The organism is Legionella longbeachae (genome assembly GCF_004283175.1).
GTDB lineage: Bacteria > Pseudomonadota > Gammaproteobacteria > Legionellales > Legionellaceae > Legionella > Legionella longbeachae.
Map to the genome: position 1 here is coordinate 188,230 of NZ_RXNW01000005.1, position 20,164 is coordinate 208,393.

Here is a 20,164-nt window from a genome sequence, read left to right on the forward strand (position 1 = left end):
AGAAGTGATTATTAACTTATCTACCCGATGGTAGCCTATCCTAGAACTACAGATTCCCGACTAGACGTCCAGCCACAGGTTATGGGATGAGAGTGGCTTAGCATAAGACCCGAAGGTTTCGCCTGAGTTGCACAGGCTCATCAGTTATGCTTATGAAAAATTTAGCAAAGGTGAGATCTTGGGGCAATAGGTTTTGGAGGAATATTTTGTTCAATCCTGTGGTGTGGGATTGAATTTTATTTGTTAATTGTCTGATTTTAAATTTGAATTTTTGGAATTATAGTCTGCGTCACTGCACATAAATTGCAGTGACGCAGGATTATTTGAAATTGACTAAACTAAAAATAAGTCAATAGATTTAATAATGGAATATAAAAGATGGTTGGTAGATTAAAAAAAGGAGTAATACCTGTATTAGACTTATCAGCTTCACAAGCGAAAAAATATTTTTTAAAGGCAGAAAGCTATTGCAATTTTGATTTACCAAATTATATAAATTTTGATCCTCTATTGAAAATGGTTGAAAAGGAGCTTAAGAATAAAGAATTATCTGATTTTTATAATGGAGCAAAACCTAGGGACTTTGAAAATGTTAATCATAAGATTCTAAATAATAAAGATAGTAAATATTCTTGGAGGCCGTTCCAACTAATACATCCAGCATTATATGTACAACTGGTGAAGCAGGTTACTGAAAGTAAAAACTGGAAGCAAATTCAATCCCGATTTAGGCGTTTTTCCTCTGATGAACATATTAATTGTTTAAGTATTCCTCTTCGCTCAAATTTAACTACTTCTGATAAGGCAGAGCAAGTAACGAATTGGTGGATTTCTGTCGAGCAAAAATCATTGGAATTAGCTTTAGATTTCCAATATATAATAAAGACAGATATAACAGACTGTTATAGCTCGATTTATACACATTCAATTGCATGGGCAATTCATGGCAAAAATTTTGCTAAACAAAATCAGAAAGATAAGACCTTGTTAGGAAATAAAATTGATAACCTTTTACAAGATATGCATCATGGTCAAACAAATGGGGTTCCTCAAGGCTCAGCCTTGATGGACTTTATAGCTGAAATTGTTTTGGGTTATTCTGATGAATTACTTGCTGAAAAATTAAATAGTACTGAGTTTCAAAAAGAGTTTTTAGGAGAATATTTTATATTAAGGTATAGAGATGATTATAGGATTTTTGTAAATAACCCTATCACTGGAGATGTAATAGTTAAATATCTTTGTGAGATATTAGCTGAATTAAACTTAAAATTGAATCCAGGAAAGACTTCTGTTAGTTATGACATTATAACTGAGTCAATTAAGCCAGATAAATTATTTTGGATTAATAAAAAGCATTTTGACAAAAACCTACAAAAACATTTGCTGATTATTCACTCTTTTTCTAGAGAGTATCCAAACTCTGGAAGTGTAATAAAAGCTTTAAAAGCATACTATAAAAGGCTTTCTCAAAGAAAAAAGGGTGTTGATAATGTTGAGGCTTTACTTGGAATTGCTGTTGATATTGCACAAAAAAACCCTCGTGCTTATCCTGATTGTGCTGCGATTATAAGTTGTTTAATTTCAAAGATTAAATATAAGAAGAAAAAAAAGGAATTAATTAAAAAAATTCACAAAAAATTTGAAATGACGCCTAATACTGGACATTTAGAAATTTGGCTTCAGCGAGTGTCTCTGCAATTTTTTAAGGAGTTTAAATATGAAGAAACTCTATGTAAGAAAGTGAATGGTAAGAAAATGGAGCTCTGGGATTGTAATTGGTTAAGTACTAGACTAGCTAGATTAATTAATGAGTTCGATATAGTTGACAAGGAAATCATAAATAACCTTCCAGATATAATTAGAGCGAATGAAGTTGAACTTTTTCATTCTAAACAGGACTATTACTATTAGATATAGAAATAATTTGGTTGCTGTTTGGTGGCTTTTAGCTCTGTAAATCAGAATTCTCTAAAGAAGGATCTGGTATTTATTAGTCTATACTATTAAGGATACAGAAGAGAATGGATTATGTTAAAAAAGACTCGCCCAAGACATACAGACAAGGATATCGAGATATCAATCAAATATGCCATTGACAATGGTTGGGAGTTTAAGAAACTAGGCTTGGGAGGTCATTCGCATGCATGGTGTAAGCTAACATGTGTAGCAAAAAGTAGAGGGATTAAAATGGACGAATGGTGTTCAATGATAATTTATTCAACACCATCAAATCCTAAATTTATTGCAAATAAGGTGATTAAATATGTTCAAAAATGCATGCACTAATCAAGAAAATTTTGATTTTAGATTAAAGTTATTAAACTGTGACTTTAATGAGGAAGTTGCCAACCAAATATATTCATCTGGGTGCAGTGATGCTCTTTTGGTAATGTCACATGGCGAACTAATTTTAGATTTTACTCGACAAGCCGAGTCATTGGAAAAAGCTATTAAAAGTGCTTTGAGTGACCTTGATAAATTAGGTTATAAAGCTGAGTTGATTGAAGAAACTTGCCGCCATTCCTCAATGTGATTGTTCGGCTCAATCTGTCTACATTACGTCTACATGAAGAAATCTGAATTTTGGGCCAATTCTATGCGATTAGCCAGCCTTTTTGACCCAACCAACTAGCAGGATAAGGCCAATAAGCACCTGACCGATTAATTTTCGTTAGCTGTTCTTGTAATCCAACCATGATCTGTTCAAAAAGTCTCTCATCAGGATCAATTTGCTGGAATTGCTTCCATGCTTCAGTTTTATAACTAGGCAAGGGGTAGAGTTGCCAGAATTGTTCGAATTTTTGATATAGATTTTTTAGGTTACTGCTGGGCTGCGCATTTAAAGCTGATTTTGATAAGTAGGTTGGTTTTTCAGTTTTTACTGATCTCAGATTTTCAGTTGGTGCTGACTGGTTTTGCTCTACTTGGGTTGATGCACTATTTTCAGGCTGAGATTCATTTTTAATGTCTACAGGCTCATATGGATTAGCCAGAAGACATTTCACAATGAGATTTTGGGGCGTTGAGCAAATTTCTATAATGCCTTGGCGTGCCAGTGATTTAATTACACGTTTCATTTGCTGGTGGCTAGGGCAGCCTGTTTTTACGCCTTTGATTGGTGCGACATACAGAGTTTCTCTCAGTGACTGGTAACTGATTTTTCGTTTAATGCCGACTATGAACGTTTTTCTGTCCATGTAGGGGCGGATGCCCATGAGGTAGACTACTCTTTGCATGAGGGGGATTTCGCTGAGTGCGTCCAGTTCGTATGTGGTGACGAATAAGAAATCCATTTTTACTCCTGTTTTGACCCTTTATTTTGATTTCAATTGATATCAAACGCTATCAATCGATGATATTTAGATAACCAAGATGCATTAAACTTGATTCATTCTAGGAAATTGGTTGAGGGTGTCAATAGGGGAAATGGGTTTGATAGCAAATGATATTAAATGAACCTTATATTTTTTTACTGAGAAGTTTTTGCATTGGTAATTGGTTATTTTTGTTCAAAATTGTTTAAAAAATTTTTCCTCGCGCGCGTAAAAACATAAAAAACAGATTTTGGAGTTATGAGGTGGGTCGGCCTAGAGAATTTCTCTTTGTCGGGTTTTTCTATTCGACAGGTTTTTTCTTCTTGTCAGTACTGAATTTTGCTATGTCGGGTTTGTGTCGGGTTGATGTGTCGGGTTAGGGTCGGCCTTGTTTTGGACAGATTTAGGCTCATTGATTTTGGGAGTTAAAAAAATTGTGGTGAAAGTTTAGTTTAATGGTTATCTATTGATGATGTTTATTTAAATCTGGGTGTTTGTCAAAGGTTTTTTGTAGTTGTCATTATTTGAACGTATATGAAGTTAATTTTTAACTGGTGACAATTTGTCACAGCTTTATCTTTTTCAACCGGTTACACAATGTAACCATTTGCGATTTGCTTTTGGTTTGAATATTAACCCAAAATGGTTTCACTCTAGCCGTAACCTCAAAGAGATTGAGATGAACGGGTATTATAGAGTTTGGCTTTTATGACCATTGACATGTAATACTACACCATTTTTGTGGCATTGGATTTTGTTGAGAGAATGTTAATACCAGTGGATAAAGAAAAGCCTGAATTTTACTAATAATTTCTTGGAATTGAATCGGTACATACTCTTGCTTGAGCCGTTTGGTAAAGGCTAGCCATTGAGTTTGTTTTAATTGTATAAATTGATTTGAAAATGCCTCAATGTCATCTGATAATACAGTGTTACGGTTTTCAAATGTCAGACGTATTGCTTCTGAAAGTTCCTTACCATTAAAATCAAATTGTCTAGATAACATCCAAATATCATAAAAATCTTTCATTCTACTATTGAGGCTACCTAGCTTAATTATCGCCTCAAATTTTTCAGCAATCGCAGTTTCTCTGCTGTAAGTCAACAATTCTGGTGCTGGAAGATCCAGGATTGTTGGCATAAATGATTTTTTAGGAACAGGATGGACAACATCACCAAAGCCAATATCGATTTGCATATGAATTTTTGCTGTATCGAGATTGCCTTTAAAGAGTATTCTTATCCCATGATAATCAGCATCTTCTTTAATCCGTTCTGCCTGCAATGTGGTTACGTCAAAGGCGAGGCCGTCTTCTGGAACATTAACTGATAGTATTTCTTTCATCTGTTGAACAATATTTATTTCATCGTTACTTGTTTTTCCCAGCATATCAATATCCATAGTCGGTCTTGACTCCGGAGCGTTCCATACTCTTAGCATTAATGCACCTTTTAAGATGAACTTATTTTTGTGCTGGGATAGTGATAGACGATAAAGAAATCGCTCCATTGCATAATATTGAAGAATCTCATTAAATGGTTTTTGGTAGGTTTTCGAATGATTTAATAAACGCTGTCGGATTGATGCGGCACTATTTTTGGGCGATTTCATATGATTGCTTCCAGGTAGGGGGTTATGCCCTTATCAACTCTACAGATTTTAGCGTATTTGAGAATTTCATTCATATTAAATTGTTTTCTAGCTCGATAAAATTTTATTGCTTCCAGCACTATATCCATACCGATTTTATTCCTATATTTAAAACAATCAGCGATTGTTTTTTCAGCAGAATAAATTTTAATGTTGGCCTCATCTATAAGATGCTCTTCTATACCAGACAGATATGCTTGCCCTGAAAAGCGATGGACTTGAATCGGTGGATAAACGAGTGAGGGAGTGTGAGTTTCTCTTGGTATAGCTATAGATACAGAATGAGGTATTTGGGTTGTTAGACTATGATATGACAGTGCAGAAATCAGACAAATAACTGCATTAGGAAAACGAAGACTAACTGTTACCAGATCTTGATTACTAAGTGGAGGGAGACTAGTGAGTCGATATACTCCTCTACTAATTTGCTCAATAATTCCCTTATCTTTAAGAGAATAGAGCATATAACGAGTGATGCCATGCTTTATAGCCTCGCTCATTCTCAGCTGCCCGCCATATTGATGAAAAATTTCCTCAGGATTTTTGTTTGTCATTATCAGACAAATCCTTGCCATTTGTTTATATATGGTAAGATTATGTCTGATTTATTTTATTTGTGCAAATAGATGAATTGCCTTGATGATCTCAGATAACAGAAACTCAGTATATTCTTTTTCAAATTGTTTACGAAAAAGAGGATGTTGCATTTCTCGTTCAAAAGTAGATAAATCCTTTTTAGTCATATTAGTTATCATTATGATTCAATTGAAAGGGAGGCGGCAATTTGCCATTACCCTTAATCGAACTTTATTATTAATTGTTAATTTCAGTCGGTGACACAATGTCACCGACTGGTATTTAGTCCAAACAATTTATGCACAGAGATTTAAATGAAGTGGTTTGGGTTTTTTACCTTTGGAGTTTACAAAAGCTCTGCTTCTTTTAAAGTTCAAATAAAAATTCTTTTGATCAGCTTTAGTCTTAGTCTGAGTTTGTTCAATAATATAGAGTCGTAAAACTTGTTCTGTATTTTCATTCATACTTGTTATTTCATCCCCACATTTTTCCCATTTGCTGACAGCAGTGTGAGATTCATGAACTACGGTTTCACCAAATTCACGTAGAGGCATGGAAAAATAAGAACGAATGAACTTAACTTGATTGCCAGTTAATCTCTCTTCTTGTGTGGCCAGTTTTTTTATTATTTCATGAGTAACGTAGTGAACATCGATTTTGGGATGCCATTCGTCATTGATCTTTATCATTTCTACATTTTCTAATTCAATAGGAAAACCAAGCCCTTCGTAGAGGAGTGTGGATTCAATTTTAGATTGCATGGTATTTCCTCCTCGCTTAAATTGATCACTGTCATAATTAGTATCAGATTATCAGTATTAGAAGGTTTTATAATCATTATATTATGGTTTTTGTAAACTGGGTTTACAAGTTTCGTTTTGAAATTTATCAATAAATGAATTCGCTGCGCTCATGGGTTCCTGGATTTCACGTTGTTGCATCCAGGCTACGTCTAAATTGTCGTGAGATAAGGATTCAATGAGTTGGCTCCAACTTTCTAATGCCTCTTTTCTTTGAGGTAGCATTTCATTTTTATTGTAAGTGGCCATGATCTTCGGCATCTTATGCCCTAAACATTTCTCAATCACTACTGGATCAACATGCAATGCTTCACCAAGCTGAGTTGCAAAGGTGCGTCTTAGGTCATGGGCTGTCCAGTGAGGTATGCCAACACGGGATTGTATTCTGATTACAGCTCTTGGCATAGCTCGGTCGGATAAAATACTTTGGCCGTCTGCACCTGTAATGACGTATTCTGAATCGCTGTGTGCTTTGAGTTCTAGCAATACCTTTTTGGTCATTTCAGTGAGGTGGATTCTCATGACTATGTTGGTTTTAGTATTTTCGGCAGGTATTGTCCATAAGGAGTTTTCAAAATCGAATTCTGACCATTTGGCTACTCGAATTTCACCTGTTCTTACACCTGTTAGCAGGATGATTTTCAGGGCTGCACGGATTTGGAATGAGGTGCCGTGCTCTCCGCTGTCGAGGAATTGCCATAGGGTTTTAACTTCATCGAGAGTTAGATACCGTTCTCTGGGTTTTTCTATACCGCCTATGTCTCTTGCGCGAATGGTCATGGCTGGATTTAGCAGCATTTCGCCTCGGCTTACTGCATAGTTAAATGCTTGTTTTAGTGTGCTTAAGACTTTATTGGCATGTACTGGTGAGCCTCGGCCTACAATTTTATCGAGGGCTTGGGTGATTTCTCTTGTTTTTAAGTGTTCCAGTTTCTTGTTGCCTAACAGGGGAATGATATCCACTTTGATGTGTTGCCAGATTTGCAGTGGTTGGGCTCGGTGCTTTTCGATGTAGTTGGTATACCAATGGAGGATCAGATTTTTCACCGTGCTTTGCTCTTTCTGTTTTTGTTCTGCAATCTGTTCTTTGGGGTTTACCTCGCCATGGCGTATGTCGCTTAAATCAATAAAACGTTTCCTGGCTTCGGATAAACTCATAGCAGGGTAGTGGCCTATGGTGATGAAATGCCTTTGGCCGTTGATTCTGTAACGATAGAGAAATGTCTTTAGCCCTTTTGGGGTTACACGGATGCCAAAACCGCCATCTCTGAATTCTTCGTAGCGAGAAGATCTTGGTTTTAGCGATCGAATATAGGCGTCTGTAAATTGTCTTTCCATCATTGCACCACTTAAAAATTAGGTGTACTTCTAGGTGTACTTTCGTGAGTTCTTACATGAAATCGTTTGATATTTTTTGAAGTATAGCAGATGATGAAAATTAATAAAATACAATAACTTAATGATACTTTTTGATATCAATTGATACTGTTTGAAAATGGTCTTTTTAAGAATGGGGTACTAGTGGTCGAAGGTTCAAATCCTTCCCTCCCGACCAATTAAATCCCCTTAAAATCGAAAGATCTGGGGTCTTTGCGCACTCCTAATGAAGGTGCCACAATAAGAAGGTGAAATGTATACAGTGAGTATAGACCCACTCCCTTTAAAGGTTTTGGTGAGCATAACAAAACCTACATTGAACGCAAATCAGGCTTTAAATTGGCTCTTGTTTAAATAAATTATGAAATTCCTTTATTAAAACACTCTATATGGGTATAAAATCTATTATTTCTAATCGCATTAGTGTGCCCTATGATACCAACAAACAGAGCTCCAGCGCACCCAGGGGAAGTGTTACTAAAGGAGTTCCTTGAACCACTCAATTTATCACAAAGGCAGTTTGCCGAACATTTAGGCTGGACCTATGCTCGCCTTAATGAAATCGTTAATATGCGCCGAGGAGTCACTGCGGACTCTGCCTTGTCGTTTGCCGAGTCATTAGGAACAGAACCCGAATTTTGGCTCAATATCCAACAAAGCTGGGATTTGTGGCGAGCCAGACAAACCCATACAGCTGTTACTCCCTTACCACATATCGAAGGGTAATCCCATCAAATGCCCAAGGCAGACTATAAATCTTACCAGAAAGCAATTAAATCGTATATCGGTATATGATATAATCGCTATTATCAGTTTCAACAAAACCTCTACTATAAAGTGATTATGCTTGAATTGAATCCTTCAATGATTTTATATTGAAGCGCTGTAGAGGTACTTTGCTACCGGAAGGAATATCATGTTTTCAGTATTGGCTCGCTCTGATCGAAATGAAAAAGATTTTTTTGGCGATCCCATTATTTATCGCACCAGAGACAGTTGGGGTGAGATATTAGTCATTGATAGGAAAATGAAGCGTGTACTTGCTTTTGACCCGATTTATGAACAAAGCTGCTTGAATTTAAGTGAGCCACATATCCCTGCGCACGAATACACTCGAATCATGCTCCTGGTCCTGGCTTTTGTTCACCCCAAACACGTGACCCTTTTAGGTCTGGGCGGTGGATGTCTTCTTCACTCACTTCATTACCTCATGCCCCAATGCACGATTCGTGCCATTGAGCTCCGTAAAAAGGTGCATGAAGTGGCCCTTAATTTCTTTTTAATGCCAAACCGGCCCAATATTCAGGTCGTTATTTCTGATGCACAAAAAGCATTAGTACAATGCGATGCACAAAGCACTCAGATTATTTTTGCAGACATGTATCAAGCTCATGGCATGAATCCTTTTCAAATACAAAAAAAATTCATTCTTCAATGCGCTCGCATTTTGGATGACAATGGCTGGCTGGTGGTGAACTATCATCAACTTCCAGAGCATAATTCACGCTTCATCCAGTGTTTACAACGTTATTTTTCCGAACTATTTGCAGCTCTTTCTTACAGTGGAAATTATATTTTATTTGCTCGAAAAAAACAGGGTGGCCCTCTGAGTAAGTATCAAACGAACGTACTCGATTTAGAAAACCAGCTTAACGTTAAGTTACTGATGCTGTTCAAACGAATTACTCGCGTGTACACCAAACCATACTGATAAAGGCTTAAATGCTATTTTCCTGAATTCAAATAAGGAACAACTCTTAAGCTTTTTGCCCATTGAAAATCTGTGCTCAATTCAAGATTAAATATTGGCTAAAAAAACTTCATAGACATTGTTTAATAAAACTCATTGGATTAATTAATTTCTAATTGATTAAATAAGTGCCAACATGTGATATCAAAATATTTTGATATCACATATGAAAAAAATTGTTTAGTTGCCGTCTTTTTTTATCGATAAACTGATTATTTTTTAGGAAGTTAAAGATGCATGAGAAATTTGAAAAAAAATGGACAAAATATTTTGTTAACGATATTGAATGTGAACGCGATGCCATTTATCAAACAATTCTTGAAAACAAATTGTATGATTCGACAATTACTCTTATTAAAAAATATCATTTCGAATTATCTGAAAAAAGTAGAGTAGAAGAGTCGAACGGCTATCGATCTAATAAAAAAATAAGTACTTCAAGTCAATCAGAGAATAAATCGGCGTATATCTCTCATGAGACAAAAGTATTTGCAGACAAAATGGGGTATGCAAGTAAAGAATATAATCAACTGATTGATAAGCTGATTCATGCGGTTGATATGCTTTTTGAAACGGAGAAAAATTATGACCTGTATTCGCAACAATTTCGTGCTGCCATGCGTGATTTTTTAAGTTTTCTTTATAAATATACAGTTGAAAACGATACCGCTTATAATGATTTTTTGCGTAAATTATCCTTGGAGTACGCAATTTTTCTTTTTGATATGATTGCGTTTAGTCTATCGGAAGGTTACTGTTCTAATCAGAAAAAATTACCTTCTTTGGTCTTTGATTTTAGCGACCTTAAAATAAAATGGAATGAGAATTGGGATAACAAAAGCAAAGAGGAATTTTTAAATAAATTTTTATCTATTCTGCTGCAACAGACAGAGATAGTTCTTTCTCAGTGGCAAAAAAGTGATGCATTCAATGAAAGTGCTAAACAACAAATCACTGCTTCTTTTAATGAATTTAAAGAAGTAATCAAAGATTTTCAAACTCAGAAAAGAATGTTGGATAAATTATTGTTCCCAGAAATACAGAAAACCATTGTATTTGATAATATGTTTGCCTTTTATCAACAACCCCAAGTCAAACTGAGGATTGATGAGCAAGAAAAGAGCAGATTGCTTGGTCCACAATAAGTGTTCCATTTGCTAAGAACTAATCAATCTAAACCAGAAAGGAAAATATGGCGGCATAGGCCACCGGGGATTTTGTAGCAATATACAGTTTCGTCTATCCTCAAAGCAGTGCTAGTTATATTAATGTTATTTTATCAATAATGATTAATTTACGGGTTATTATTCATTGTTTATTCCCTTTAAAAGGTGATAACATCAGCATCGATTAGAGCAATAATTAAGGAAAGTTGTAGTTATGAATCAGGGAGTCAATTCGTTTATTTTTTTGGCTTAGGCCTCCGGAACTTGCGCTGTGACGCAAAAATATCAAAAAACTTGGAATTTCTTTGATCTAATTATTTTTGATTAACGCCCAGACCGTTTTCTTGAGCAGTTTCTGATGTTATCCCCGGCAATACTGGGTAAAATTACAGATCTGAGGCAAAAGCGAATTTGGGCTGAAATTAGGTTGAATTTAAATCTAAAAGAGTTTTTATAAGTCGATTTGAACTTAATAAATTATGTTAAATGGCCAAAGCTGTGGTTCTTTTTTATTCCAATAAGATAAAATATTGCTCTTGTTTTTTTAATAAATGGACTACAATTCGCTTTTGCCTCAGATTTGTAATTTAACCCAATTATATAGCAAGGCAATTTGGTGTGGGCTTTGCTATGTCTACTGCAAAAGCTTTGAAATTATGCCGCCATCTCATAGTGCGTTCTGGACGAATGGATGTATATAGACAAGAAAGCCAATTCATTCGGGAGATATTTTCAGACTATACCGATTTGATTGAGCCTTTATCTTTAGAGTAAGCGTATCTTGATGTCACTCATTCCACCAACTGCAAAGGAAATGCTACGTTGATGGCAAAGGAGATACGGGAACGAATTTTTCAAGCACGATGTCTCACAGCCAGTGCGGGCATTGCGTCAAATAAAAGTTTGGCGAAGATTGCCAGTGATTGGCATAATCCCAATGGGCAAATGGTGATTAAGCCTGATGAAATTGAGGATTTTATGATTGCCCTGCCCGTACGAAAATTATTTGGCATTGGTCCAAAAATGGAAGAAAATCTACGTGCCTTTATCATTAAAACCCGTGCAGATTTACAACAGTATTCAAAAAAATATCTTTTTAATGAATTTGACATTATAGGGCAAAGACTTTATGAGTTAGCTCGAGGTATCGATAATCGGCCGGTTAATCCAGAACGAATTCGGAAGTCCATTAGTGTGGAAGAAACTTATTTAAACGATTTACCGGATGTTGAGGCATGCCTTGCCTCATTATTCCAATTGATTATGCGTCTTGAAACCAGAGTCCATCGTGCAGGAACAATTTCGGAAATTCATACTCTTTTTGTTAAATTGAAATTCTTCTTGTTTATCCTTCATCATCTTGTTCCATGCAGTTGTAAAATCTCAGTTCGAAGTTTTGTAAGAATTTATGTGGGAATATTGTAACCTATTATGAGAGTTGGCCAAAAATTACAGGACATAATATTCCAAGCAATATTAGCTATTAAAAGGATCAAAAGGTCTAAAATTGGGATTCATTTCATAAACATCTTTAAGTTCAGTAAGACATTGGAACAAACAATCAACATAACTTGCATCAAACAATGTTCCCTTGCCTTCCTCTAAATACTTTAATATGGTTTCTTGTGATAACAAATTTCGATAAGGCCTATTCGTTGACATTGCTTCATATACATCCGCAATAGCCACTATGCGTGCGGGTATTGTAATCTCATCACCTTTAAGCCCATTTGGATAGCCAGATCCATCCATGCGTTCATGATGTTGGAACACTACGGATTTAATATCCCAAGGAAATTCCATGCGCTCAATTATTTTATTACCAACTGCAACATGAGTTTTCATTATTTCATATTCATTCATAGTCAATCGTCTTGGCGTAACTAAATACTCCATAGGAATCGCTATCTTTCCAATATCATGAATCAGGGCACCATAGTATATTGCGCTTAAGCAATGTGGGTTTGTAATGTTTGCTCTAGTAGCCATGTTTAGTGAAAGCAATGCCACTCGTTTTTGATGTCCAGCTGTATAAGAGTCCCTAGACTCTACAAAGTCAGAAAAAGCCAAAATTGTATCTAAAAAAGACTGTTGTAATAATCTTTTATCGATTTTTAATTGTTTATTAAGATTGATTTGTGATGTTATATCTTCAAAATGTATCATGTAAATTAATTCATTAACCAAGATATTACTTACTGGAATAACGCAAACAATGAATGTCCTCTCTCCTGCTGCTATTTCGGATCGGGTTTCAACACATTGTTCCACAGCTTTTTTAAAATGATCGGGGACTGTATCTTGTAAGGGATATACTTTCCAAAAAGGTTTATTCTCCGGCTTTTCAGCTACTAATTCTTTATATGCTTTGTTTGCAAATAATATGACCCCGGCCTCATTGCAGACCAGGCTGGGACTCAAAAATTTATCAAGAAGTTGAAACATAACAGTAGCAAGTTTTTTTTCTTCTTCGCTATTAAATTTCATGTTTGGTTGCGCTATTGCCAATTAACAATAATATTTTTTAGTATAGCAAATACTGTAATTTTTGAATTCAGGATATCAGGCGATGTTCCACCGAGTTAAAGATGGCCGATGGATAATATTCTTAATGCTAAAAACCCGGAGCAAAATAAAAATTATTTAAACTGTTGGAACCAGGTCGAATCAATATAATTTTATTAAATCCTCTTAATAAAATTCAAAAAAATTGTACGGATTACAAAAAATGTACTTAAATTTTTTAAAGAGCATGGCAAAAGTATGAGTTATGGAGTCATTATGGCCAATCGAATTTGTTCTGCATCAAGTAGCATTACCCTAAGAGCTCGCATAAAAATTACTCCAGGAACTTTTGGAAAATTGGCAGCGGTTATCGAAAAAGAAGGAGGGCAACTCAATGCGATTGATACTGTTCGCGTTGAGGATGGTTACCAGATACGTGATTTTACCATTTTTACGTGTGGCCCAAAACATGCTGAAATCATAGTAAATCAATTACGTATGATTCCTGAAATAGAGGTGCTCCAGGTTTCTGATCGAACTTTTCTTGCCCATCTGGGTGGAAAAATTAAAATCAAAGGCCGGATTCCATTAAAAAACCGAGATGATTTATCAATTGCTTATACACCAGGTGTTGCACGAATTTGTAATGCTATTTATGAAAAACCTGAAAATGTATTTAATTTGACAATTAAAAAGAACATGGTTGCAGTTGTTTCAGATGGAAGCTCCGTATTAGGTTTGGGAAATATAGGGCCCTATGCAGCGATTCCCGTTATGGAGGGAAAAGCATTATTATTTAAAGAGTTTGCCAATGTTGATGCATTTCCTATATGTCTCGATACTCAAAATGTGGATGAAATCGTTGCCAGCATTAAACATATTGCCCCGGTATTTGGGGGAATTAATTTGGAAGATATTTCTGCCCCTCGTTGCTTTGAAGTGGAAGAGCGACTTAAAAAAGAATTGGATATCCCTGTATTTCATGATGATCAACACGGTACAGCAGTGGTGCTGGCGGCGGCTATGATTAATGCACTCAAAGTGGTTCAAAAAAAACTGGAACAGATTAAAGTGGTTGTAGTGGGCATTGGTGCAGCCGGTACGGCTTGTACTAAAATGCTACTCAATTTAGGGGTAAAAAATATTATTGGTTGTGATTGTGATGGTGTGATTTATCAAGGTAAATCAGGATTACACCCATCGCATCAATGGTATGCTGAACATACCAATCCTAATCTTGAAAAAGGTACAGTGCATGAGGTAATCAAAGGAGCTGATGTTTTTATTGGCGTTTCAAAACCTGGAGTTATTTCTGCCAAAGATGTAAAAAAAATGAATAAAGATGCAATTGTCTTTGCAATGGCAAATCCTACACCTGAAATAATGCCTGAAGATGCAAAAAAATACGCTAGTATCGTTGCAACAGGGCGAAGTGATTATCCTAATCAAATTAATAATGTATTGTGTTTTCCAGGCATGTTTCGAGGTGTTTTAGATTGTATGGCGACTGAGATTAATGAAGAAATGAAACGAGCTGCAGCTTATGCTATTGCAAATTCGATAGAAGAACAGCATTTAAGTTGCAGTTACATTATTCCCAGCGTATTTGATACTCGTATTGTAAAAAATGTCGCTCAAGCGGTTAAAGATGCTGCCATTAAAACGGGAGTGGCGCGCAAATTAACAAAATACAATTTTTAATCGCCATGTAACCTTTAAAATAGTGAATACTAGACTGTTTGAGGATCAGGTTTCAAACTTTTTTTTTATTCCTCATATGATGGGCTATAATTATCATTGTATTACTTCGCATTGCTTGTAAAGGGAAACGATGTCACCATCCATAATTGCAGAAAGGTGAATATATGGCATTTATAGAAGCAGTTGTTGAGGAAATAATTCCTGTCGCGCAGCAACGTCTTGTTACCATCAGAGATGATGCTCCATTACTGGAGGCTGCTAAATTTCTTGATGGTCGACACATCAACCTTGTTGTGGTTTGTGACCAGGATGGGGCAATGGTTGGGATCATTACGCGAACAGATGTTGTTCGTATGATGGCGGTTTGCCAGGGTTGTGGATGTACCGTCCCTGTTGCAACGGTAATGACCAAAGATGTTATTTATTGTCATCCGAACTACTTATTGCGAGATGTATGGGCCACTATGAAAGAGAAAAACCTTTTACATGTCCCTATCGTTGACGAAAATTTCAAACCATTAGGGGTAATCAACGCACGTGATGCTCTTTTGGTTCTTATGGAAAAAGCAGAGTTTGAGAGCTCACTGTTACGCGATTACGTCATGAACGTTGGATATAGATAATTTTTTTCTATCCTCTGTGACAAAGCGATTTTGAATCGAGCGGGACGATTTTGATTTCTAAAAGAATAATAAGAACAGCAAACAGAGTTCGCTCTAAAATAGCTGATTTTTAAACTTATCTATTATGAGGTTGACATGTAGGAGTATAGAACCAAAAAAGACAGGAGGTCTTGAATGCGTTTTTCTATTTATCGTTATAATCCTGAGACTGATACAAAACCCTATATAAAAGACTACGATTTAGACATACCACCCGATTCCAACATGATGGTCTTGGATGCACTGCAACTAATAAGAGAAAAGGATGAAACCTTAGCTTTCCGTGCATCATGTCGTGAAGGGGTTTGTGGTTCTGATGGTATGAACATTAATGGATTAAATCGTTTAGCGTGCATCACCTCAATTTCTTCCCTGACACCACCTATTGTGATAAGGCCATTAATCAGTTTCACAGTCATTCGTGATTTAGTGGTGGATTTTACCTTATTTTTTAAACAATACGAACGGGTGAAACCCTATTTACAAAATGACAATGAACCTCCTTTGAAGGAACGACTTCAAACCCCGGAAGAGCGTGCCAAATTAGACGGACTTTATGAGTGCATTTTATGTGCTTGCTGTACCAGTAACTGCCCATCTTCTTGGTGGAATCCAGAAAAATTTATCGGTCCTGCAGGATTATTATCGGCTAATCGATTCCTGCAAGACAGTCGTGATACAGCAACTGAGCAGCGTTTAGCCGATTTACAGGATCCTTTTAGTGTTTATCGATGTCGTACGATTATGAATTGTACTGTGGTTTGTCCTAAACACTTAAATCCTGCAGAAGCTATTGCAGATATTCGTCGTTTGATGACAAAAAAAGGAACTTAATTCTTATTCAAGGAACTTGTATGAATCAGCAAAAATTTCGTAACTTTGATTTACTGACGATTAGTTACCCTTTTACAGCAATTATCTCGATCTTGCATCGAATTTCTGGAGTTTTTTTGTTTTTACTTATTCCTTTCCTATTATGGATGCTTGAAACTGCTACAAATTCCCCTGATGGATTTACATACATATACGCAGTTTTAGCAAACCCTGTTGCAAAATTAATACTATGGTGCATGTTGGTAGCATTTTGGTATCACCTTCTTGCAGGCATTCGTCATTTGTTAATGGATATTGGCATAGGTGAAGGTCTAAAAAGTGCACGTTTCACTGGAGGAGTAACCATAGCACTTACGCTCATCGTAGCAATCTTCATAGGGGGCTGGTTATGGTAAACAAACTGACTGCAAATATGAGTTTAACGGGAAATGGCTTGCGGGATTGGCTAGTACAACGTATTTCTGCACTCATCTTGGCGGGTTACTTTTTTGTCGTGTTCGGTTTTTTTATTCTGCATCCACATCTTGATTACATGGGTTTACGCCAATTTTTTGCAACTACTTGGATGCAAGTATTTACGCTCATTGCTTTGTTTAGCTTATTTGTACATGCCTGGGTTGGGATCTGGACAGTCATCACCGATTATGTCCATCCTGTCGCCTTGCGCTTAAGCATCCAGGTCTTAGTCATTGTGACGTTATTTATTTACTTTTTTTGGGGTGTAGAAATTTTGTGGAAACTACTTTAATGAGAGCATAACCATGTTAACAACTTATACATTTGATGCGGTGATTGTAGGCGCAGGTGGAGCTGGAATGAGGGCTTCACTTCATCTTGCCCATTCCGGGCTCAAAGTCGCCGTTCTTTCGAAGGTTTATCCAACACGTTCACACACAGTTTCTGCACAAGGTGGTATTGCTGCAGCATTAGGTAATGTACACGAAGATGATTGGCGCTGGCATATGTACGATACGGTTAAAGGATCTGATTATTTAGGCGATCAAGACAGTATTGAATACATGTGTAGAATGGCACCGAGTGCAATGTACGAACTGGAACATATGGGCATGCCTTTTTCACGCCTGGATAATGGAAAAATTTATCAACGTGCCTTTGGTGGCCAAACGATTCATTTTGGAAAAGAAATAGCTCATCGCACTTGTGCTGTTGCTGATCGTACTGGTCATGCTTTATTGCATACTTTATTTCAAAATAATATCAAAGCAAAAACTCATTTTTATAATGAATGGTTCGCGATTGACCTCGTAAAAAATTCACAGAACCAGATAGCTGGTGTCATCGCACTGTGCGTTGAAACAGGAGAAATGGCCTTTTTTAATGCTAAAATAACTGTTCTTGCTACAGGTGGTGCAGGGCGAATTTATGCTTCATCTACCAATGCGCTTATCAATACTGGTGATGGATTGGGTATGGTATTACGTGCTGGTTTTCCATTACAAGATATTGAAATGTGGCAATTCCATCCAACAGGAATCCCAGGCGTAGGTGTTTTAATTACTGAAGGTGTGAGAGGAGAAGGTGGCTATTTGCTCAATAAAAATGGTGAACGCTTTATGGAGCGGTATGCGCCGCATGCCAAAGATCTTGCTTCCCGCGATGTAGTTTCTCGTGCCATCGCTTTAGAATTACGCGAGGGTAATGGGTATAATCCAGAGGGTATTGATTATGTTAAATTAAAACTTGACCATTTAGGTGCGGAAATTATTAATTCACGTTTACCTGGAATAAGAGAGTTGGCAATCACCTTTGCTCATGTAGATCCACTTATTGCTCCGATACCTGTAACGCCAACCTGTCATTATATGATGGGTGGTATACCTACTAATGTACATGGACAAGCGCTCACTTTAGGGGCTAATGATAAAGATGAAATTATTGAGGGTCTTTATGCGATTGGTGAATGTGCCAGTGTATCGGTGCACGGTGCAAATCGCTTGGGAAGTAATTCATTATTGGATTTGGTGGTATTTGGCCGCGCTGCTGGATTACATGCGGAACAATCCATTAAAGATGGGTTAACACTTTCTAAAATTAGTGGGAGCGATATTGACGCTGCCTTGGTTCGCATACAACGATGGAATAATACGTCCGAAGGAGAAAGTGTTACTGGTATTCGACAGGAAATGCAAAAAGCCATGCAAAGAGATTTTGGCGTATTTAGGCAAGAAGAGCCAATGATTGAAGGACTTAAAAAACTAAAAGAGTTACGAGAGCGGTTAAAACATGCTGCATTGAGTGATAAAAGCCTGGTTTTTAATACAGCCCGCATTCAAGCATTAGAGCTGGATAATCTCATGGAGGTAGCGTTTGTCACAGCCGTCGCGGCATTGACACGCAAGGAAAGTCGCGGTGCTCACAGCCGGGAAGATTATCCTAAACGTGATGATCAAAACTGGTTAAAGCATTTATTATGTTATTCTGACGGAACGATTCATTATCGTCCAGTGAATATGAAGCCATCATCAGTCGACCCGTTTAAACCGACCGAAAGGGTGTATTAAGTACCGGATAGGGGATGAATATGAATGTATCATTTACATTATACCCCATTGCTCCATATCGATTGGATTATACTGTTTTCGCGTTACGCAGAAGAAGTAAAAATTGTGTTGATTGCTGGAATGGCCAATACTATACGCGCGTATTGAACCTTGATAATAAACCCATAAAAGTGGTGGTTGAGCAAACAAATAGCCTTAATAATCCAGAGCTTCTTGTATCACTCAACGAACCTGTTCATCCTTTGGTTCAAGAAAAAATAAAACATCTTATTGAGATGATGTTGGGCCTAAATAGAGATCTAACTGGTTTTTATAAAATGGCCAAGGATGATGTTCGATTAGATCCACTGGTATTTCAATTTATGGGAGTCAAACCACCTTGTTTCCCTTCTTTTTTTGAAGCACTCATTAATGCAATTTCATGCCAACAAATATCTCTTGATGCAGGTTTACACATTCAAAATCGATTGGTTCAACATATTGGTATGAAAATGAATCATGAAAATCAAGTGTATTATGCGTTTCCAACTGCCGAAGATGTGGGCCACTGTTCCGTTGCTGAATTAAAAAAAATAGGTTACAGCACCCATAAAAGTGAAACGATTGTCTCTTTGGCATCAATGCTCAAAGAAGAGCACTCTTTTTTGAATCGTTTGGAGGACAAGCCAACAGAAGAGGTGATTCAATTGCTCTGTCAATTTAAAGGGATTGGTCGTTGGACGGCTGAATATGTTCTATTGCGTGGTTTAGGGAGGATAGAAGTCTTTCCTGGAGATGATATTGGTGCACAAAATAATTTACAAAAGCTGCTTCATCTTGAGGATAAGCTCGATTATAAAAAAACCTCAAAAATTACTGCGCTATGGCATCCCTATGCTGGATTAGTTTATTTCCATTTATTATTAAAAAAACTCGATGAGAAAGGAGCGCTCTAAAATGCCGAACATTGAACTTAAAAGAATTTATGAGGAACCCCAAAAAACAGATGGCTTCAGAATCCTGGTCGACAAATTATGGCCACGCGGTATTAAAAAAGAAGATGCTGCAATTGATTTATGGCTCAAAGAGATTGCGCCCAGTGATGCATTGCGCAAATGGTTTGATCATGATGCCCAAAAATGGGCGGACTTTCAAAAGCGTTATGCAAATGAATTAGAAGAAAAGAATGATTTACTCGATAAAATTAAGGAAAAAGCAAAAGAACAAAAAGTAACTCTACTGTTTGCCTCTAAAGAAACAGAGCATAATAATGCAGTTGCGTTACTTAATATACTCCATCATCGCACGCAGTAGCATCCGGAGA

The 20,164-nt window shown here is 36.7% G+C and carries 20 protein-coding genes and 1 pseudogene; 14 read left to right on the forward strand and 7 right to left on the reverse strand.

Features of this window, described 5'->3' with window-relative positions:
• The first annotated feature begins 378 nt into the window (after positions 1-378).
• Together EKG34_RS06870 and EKG34_RS06875 are read left to right on the forward strand one after the other, a co-directional pair.
• Entirely contained in the window at positions 379-1,914 is a 1,536-nt protein-coding gene (locus EKG34_RS06870) for an RNA-directed DNA polymerase (protein ID WP_027266339.1), read from the forward strand.
• A 352-nt stretch (positions 1,915-2,266) separates the two neighbouring features.
• Positions 2,267-2,536, forward strand: coding sequence for a hypothetical protein (locus EKG34_RS06875; RefSeq protein ID WP_027266341.1), 270 nt, complete (start codon positions 2,267-2,269; stop codon positions 2,534-2,536).
• Positions 2,537-2,597: 61 nt separating this feature from the next.
• Here EKG34_RS06875 and EKG34_RS06880 read toward each other — a convergent pair whose 3' ends face one another.
• The 6 genes from EKG34_RS06880 to EKG34_RS06900 form a co-directional block, all read right to left on the reverse strand.
• A complete protein-coding gene (locus EKG34_RS06880) occupies positions 2,598-3,296 on the reverse strand; it encodes a Vir protein (protein WP_080619825.1) in 699 nt (232 codons plus the stop codon).
• A gap of 727 nt (positions 3,297-4,023) precedes the next feature.
• Positions 4,024-4,929 (reverse strand): nucleotidyl transferase AbiEii/AbiGii toxin family protein, encoded by a 906-nt coding sequence (locus EKG34_RS06885; protein ID WP_080619824.1) that lies wholly within the window; start codon positions 4,927-4,929, stop codon positions 4,024-4,026.
• Positions 4,926-5,522, reverse strand: coding sequence for a type IV toxin-antitoxin system AbiEi family antitoxin domain-containing protein (locus EKG34_RS06890; protein WP_080619823.1), 597 nt, complete (start codon positions 5,520-5,522; stop codon positions 4,926-4,928). The genes EKG34_RS06885 and EKG34_RS06890 overlap by 4 nt, the downstream gene beginning before the upstream one ends.
• 51 nt (positions 5,523-5,573) lie before the next feature.
• Positions 5,574-5,711, reverse strand: a complete 138-nt coding sequence (locus EKG34_RS18190) for a hypothetical protein (protein WP_158618571.1) — start codon at positions 5,709-5,711, stop codon at positions 5,574-5,576.
• Positions 5,712-5,840: 129 nt separating this feature from the next.
• Complete coding sequence (locus EKG34_RS06895; RefSeq protein ID WP_105166049.1) at positions 5,841-6,305, reverse strand: hypothetical protein; 465 nt, start codon at positions 6,303-6,305, stop codon at positions 5,841-5,843.
• Positions 6,306-6,386: 81 nt separating this feature from the next.
• Entirely contained in the window at positions 6,387-7,685 is a 1,299-nt protein-coding gene (locus tag EKG34_RS06900; protein WP_223800101.1) for a tyrosine-type recombinase/integrase, read from the reverse strand.
• A 468-nt stretch (positions 7,686-8,153) separates the two neighbouring features.
• Between EKG34_RS06900 and EKG34_RS06905 the strand changes: the two genes are divergently transcribed.
• The 4 genes and pseudogenes from EKG34_RS06905 to dinB form a co-directional block, all read left to right on the forward strand.
• Positions 8,154-8,447 carry a HigA family addiction module antitoxin gene (locus EKG34_RS06905; protein ID WP_003632743.1) on the forward strand — a complete coding sequence of 98 codons (294 nt, stop codon included), beginning with the start codon at positions 8,154-8,156 and terminating at the stop codon, positions 8,445-8,447.
• Between the two features lie 190 nt (positions 8,448-8,637).
• Positions 8,638-9,432, forward strand: a complete 795-nt coding sequence (locus EKG34_RS06910) for a spermidine synthase (RefSeq protein WP_003632742.1) — start codon at positions 8,638-8,640, stop codon at positions 9,430-9,432.
• Positions 9,433-9,704: 272 nt separating this feature from the next.
• The gene (locus tag EKG34_RS06915) at positions 9,705-10,616 is read left to right on the forward strand and encodes a hypothetical protein (protein ID WP_003632741.1); all 912 of its coding nucleotides are present in this window, start codon (positions 9,705-9,707) and stop codon (positions 10,614-10,616) included.
• A 615-nt stretch (positions 10,617-11,231) separates the two neighbouring features.
• Positions 11,232-11,975 (forward strand): annotated as a pseudogene (gene dinB / locus EKG34_RS06920) (DNA polymerase IV); the annotation flags it as partial.
• 138 nt (positions 11,976-12,113) lie between these two features.
• Here the strand turns inward: dinB and EKG34_RS06925 are convergent.
• A complete protein-coding gene (locus EKG34_RS06925; protein WP_012978847.1) occupies positions 12,114-13,124 on the reverse strand; it encodes an HD domain-containing phosphohydrolase in 1,011 nt (336 codons plus the stop codon).
• A gap of 294 nt (positions 13,125-13,418) precedes the next feature.
• On the opposite strand from EKG34_RS06925, the gene EKG34_RS06930 reads away from it, so the two are divergent.
• From EKG34_RS06930 to EKG34_RS06965, 8 genes are all read left to right on the forward strand, one after another.
• A complete protein-coding gene (locus tag EKG34_RS06930; RefSeq protein WP_003632738.1) occupies positions 13,419-14,843 on the forward strand; it encodes an NAD-dependent malic enzyme in 1,425 nt (474 codons plus the stop codon).
• A 164-nt stretch (positions 14,844-15,007) separates the two neighbouring features.
• Positions 15,008-15,466 carry a CBS domain-containing protein gene (locus EKG34_RS06935; protein ID WP_003632737.1) on the forward strand — a complete coding sequence of 153 codons (459 nt, stop codon included), beginning with the start codon at positions 15,008-15,010 and terminating at the stop codon, positions 15,464-15,466.
• 174 nt (positions 15,467-15,640) lie between these two features.
• On the forward strand, positions 15,641-16,339 hold the full coding sequence (locus EKG34_RS06940; protein ID WP_003632736.1) for a succinate dehydrogenase iron-sulfur subunit: 699 nt from the start codon (positions 15,641-15,643) through the stop codon (positions 16,337-16,339).
• A 20-nt stretch (positions 16,340-16,359) separates the two neighbouring features.
• Complete coding sequence (sdhC, locus tag EKG34_RS06945) at positions 16,360-16,734, forward strand: succinate dehydrogenase, cytochrome b556 subunit (protein WP_003632735.1); 375 nt, start codon at positions 16,360-16,362, stop codon at positions 16,732-16,734.
• On the forward strand, positions 16,728-17,087 hold the full coding sequence (sdhD, locus tag EKG34_RS06950) for a succinate dehydrogenase, hydrophobic membrane anchor protein (protein WP_003632734.1): 360 nt from the start codon (positions 16,728-16,730) through the stop codon (positions 17,085-17,087). The genes sdhC and sdhD overlap by 7 nt, the downstream gene beginning before the upstream one ends.
• Before the next feature lie 13 nt (positions 17,088-17,100).
• Positions 17,101-18,861, forward strand: coding sequence for a succinate dehydrogenase flavoprotein subunit (gene sdhA / locus EKG34_RS06955; protein WP_003632733.1), 1,761 nt, complete (start codon positions 17,101-17,103; stop codon positions 18,859-18,861).
• A 20-nt stretch (positions 18,862-18,881) separates the two neighbouring features.
• Entirely contained in the window at positions 18,882-19,796 is a 915-nt protein-coding gene (locus EKG34_RS06960) for a DNA-3-methyladenine glycosylase family protein (protein ID WP_012978848.1), read from the forward strand.
• 1 nt (position 19,797) lies between these two features.
• Positions 19,798-20,154, forward strand: a complete 357-nt coding sequence (locus tag EKG34_RS06965) for a DUF488 domain-containing protein (RefSeq protein ID WP_003632728.1) — start codon at positions 19,798-19,800, stop codon at positions 20,152-20,154.
• Positions 20,155-20,164 lie beyond the last annotated feature (10 nt).

What these genes read in the sequence shown, in the direction of transcription:
- EKG34_RS06870 (WP_027266339.1), top strand. Translation starts at nt 379, where the DNA reads ATGGTTGGTAGATTAAAAAAAGGAGTAATACCTGTATTAGACTTATCA.
- EKG34_RS06875 (WP_027266341.1), top strand. Translation starts at nt 2,267, where the DNA reads ATGTTCAAAAATGCATGCACTAATCAAGAAAATTTTGATTTTAGATTA.
- EKG34_RS06880 (WP_080619825.1), bottom strand. Translation starts at nt 3,296, where the DNA reads ATGGATTTCTTATTCGTCACCACATACGAACTGGACGCACTCAGCGAA.
- EKG34_RS06885 (WP_080619824.1), bottom strand. Translation starts at nt 4,929, where the DNA reads ATGAAATCGCCCAAAAATAGTGCCGCATCAATCCGACAGCGTTTATTA.
- EKG34_RS06890 (WP_080619823.1), bottom strand. Translation starts at nt 5,522, where the DNA reads ATGACAAACAAAAATCCTGAGGAAATTTTTCATCAATATGGCGGGCAG.
- EKG34_RS18190 (WP_158618571.1), bottom strand. Translation starts at nt 5,711, where the DNA reads ATGACTAAAAAGGATTTATCTACTTTTGAACGAGAAATGCAACATCCT.
- EKG34_RS06895 (WP_105166049.1), bottom strand. Translation starts at nt 6,305, where the DNA reads ATGCAATCTAAAATTGAATCCACACTCCTCTACGAAGGGCTTGGTTTT.
- EKG34_RS06900 (WP_223800101.1), bottom strand. Translation starts at nt 7,685, where the DNA reads ATGATGGAAAGACAATTTACAGACGCCTATATTCGATCGCTAAAACCA.
- EKG34_RS06905 (WP_003632743.1), top strand. Translation starts at nt 8,154, where the DNA reads ATGATACCAACAAACAGAGCTCCAGCGCACCCAGGGGAAGTGTTACTA.
- EKG34_RS06910 (WP_003632742.1), top strand. Translation starts at nt 8,638, where the DNA reads ATGTTTTCAGTATTGGCTCGCTCTGATCGAAATGAAAAAGATTTTTTT.
- EKG34_RS06915 (WP_003632741.1), top strand. Translation starts at nt 9,705, where the DNA reads ATGCATGAGAAATTTGAAAAAAAATGGACAAAATATTTTGTTAACGAT.
- EKG34_RS06925 (WP_012978847.1), bottom strand. Translation starts at nt 13,124, where the DNA reads ATGAAATTTAATAGCGAAGAAGAAAAAAAACTTGCTACTGTTATGTTT.
- EKG34_RS06930 (WP_003632738.1), top strand. Translation starts at nt 13,419, where the DNA reads ATGGCCAATCGAATTTGTTCTGCATCAAGTAGCATTACCCTAAGAGCT.
- EKG34_RS06935 (WP_003632737.1), top strand. Translation starts at nt 15,008, where the DNA reads ATGGCATTTATAGAAGCAGTTGTTGAGGAAATAATTCCTGTCGCGCAG.
- EKG34_RS06940 (WP_003632736.1), top strand. Translation starts at nt 15,641, where the DNA reads ATGCGTTTTTCTATTTATCGTTATAATCCTGAGACTGATACAAAACCC.
- sdhC (WP_003632735.1), top strand. Translation starts at nt 16,360, where the DNA reads ATGAATCAGCAAAAATTTCGTAACTTTGATTTACTGACGATTAGTTAC.
- sdhD (WP_003632734.1), top strand. Translation starts at nt 16,728, where the DNA reads ATGGTAAACAAACTGACTGCAAATATGAGTTTAACGGGAAATGGCTTG.
- sdhA (WP_003632733.1), top strand. Translation starts at nt 17,101, where the DNA reads ATGTTAACAACTTATACATTTGATGCGGTGATTGTAGGCGCAGGTGGA.
- EKG34_RS06960 (WP_012978848.1), top strand. Translation starts at nt 18,882, where the DNA reads ATGAATGTATCATTTACATTATACCCCATTGCTCCATATCGATTGGAT.
- EKG34_RS06965 (WP_003632728.1), top strand. Translation starts at nt 19,798, where the DNA reads ATGCCGAACATTGAACTTAAAAGAATTTATGAGGAACCCCAAAAAACA.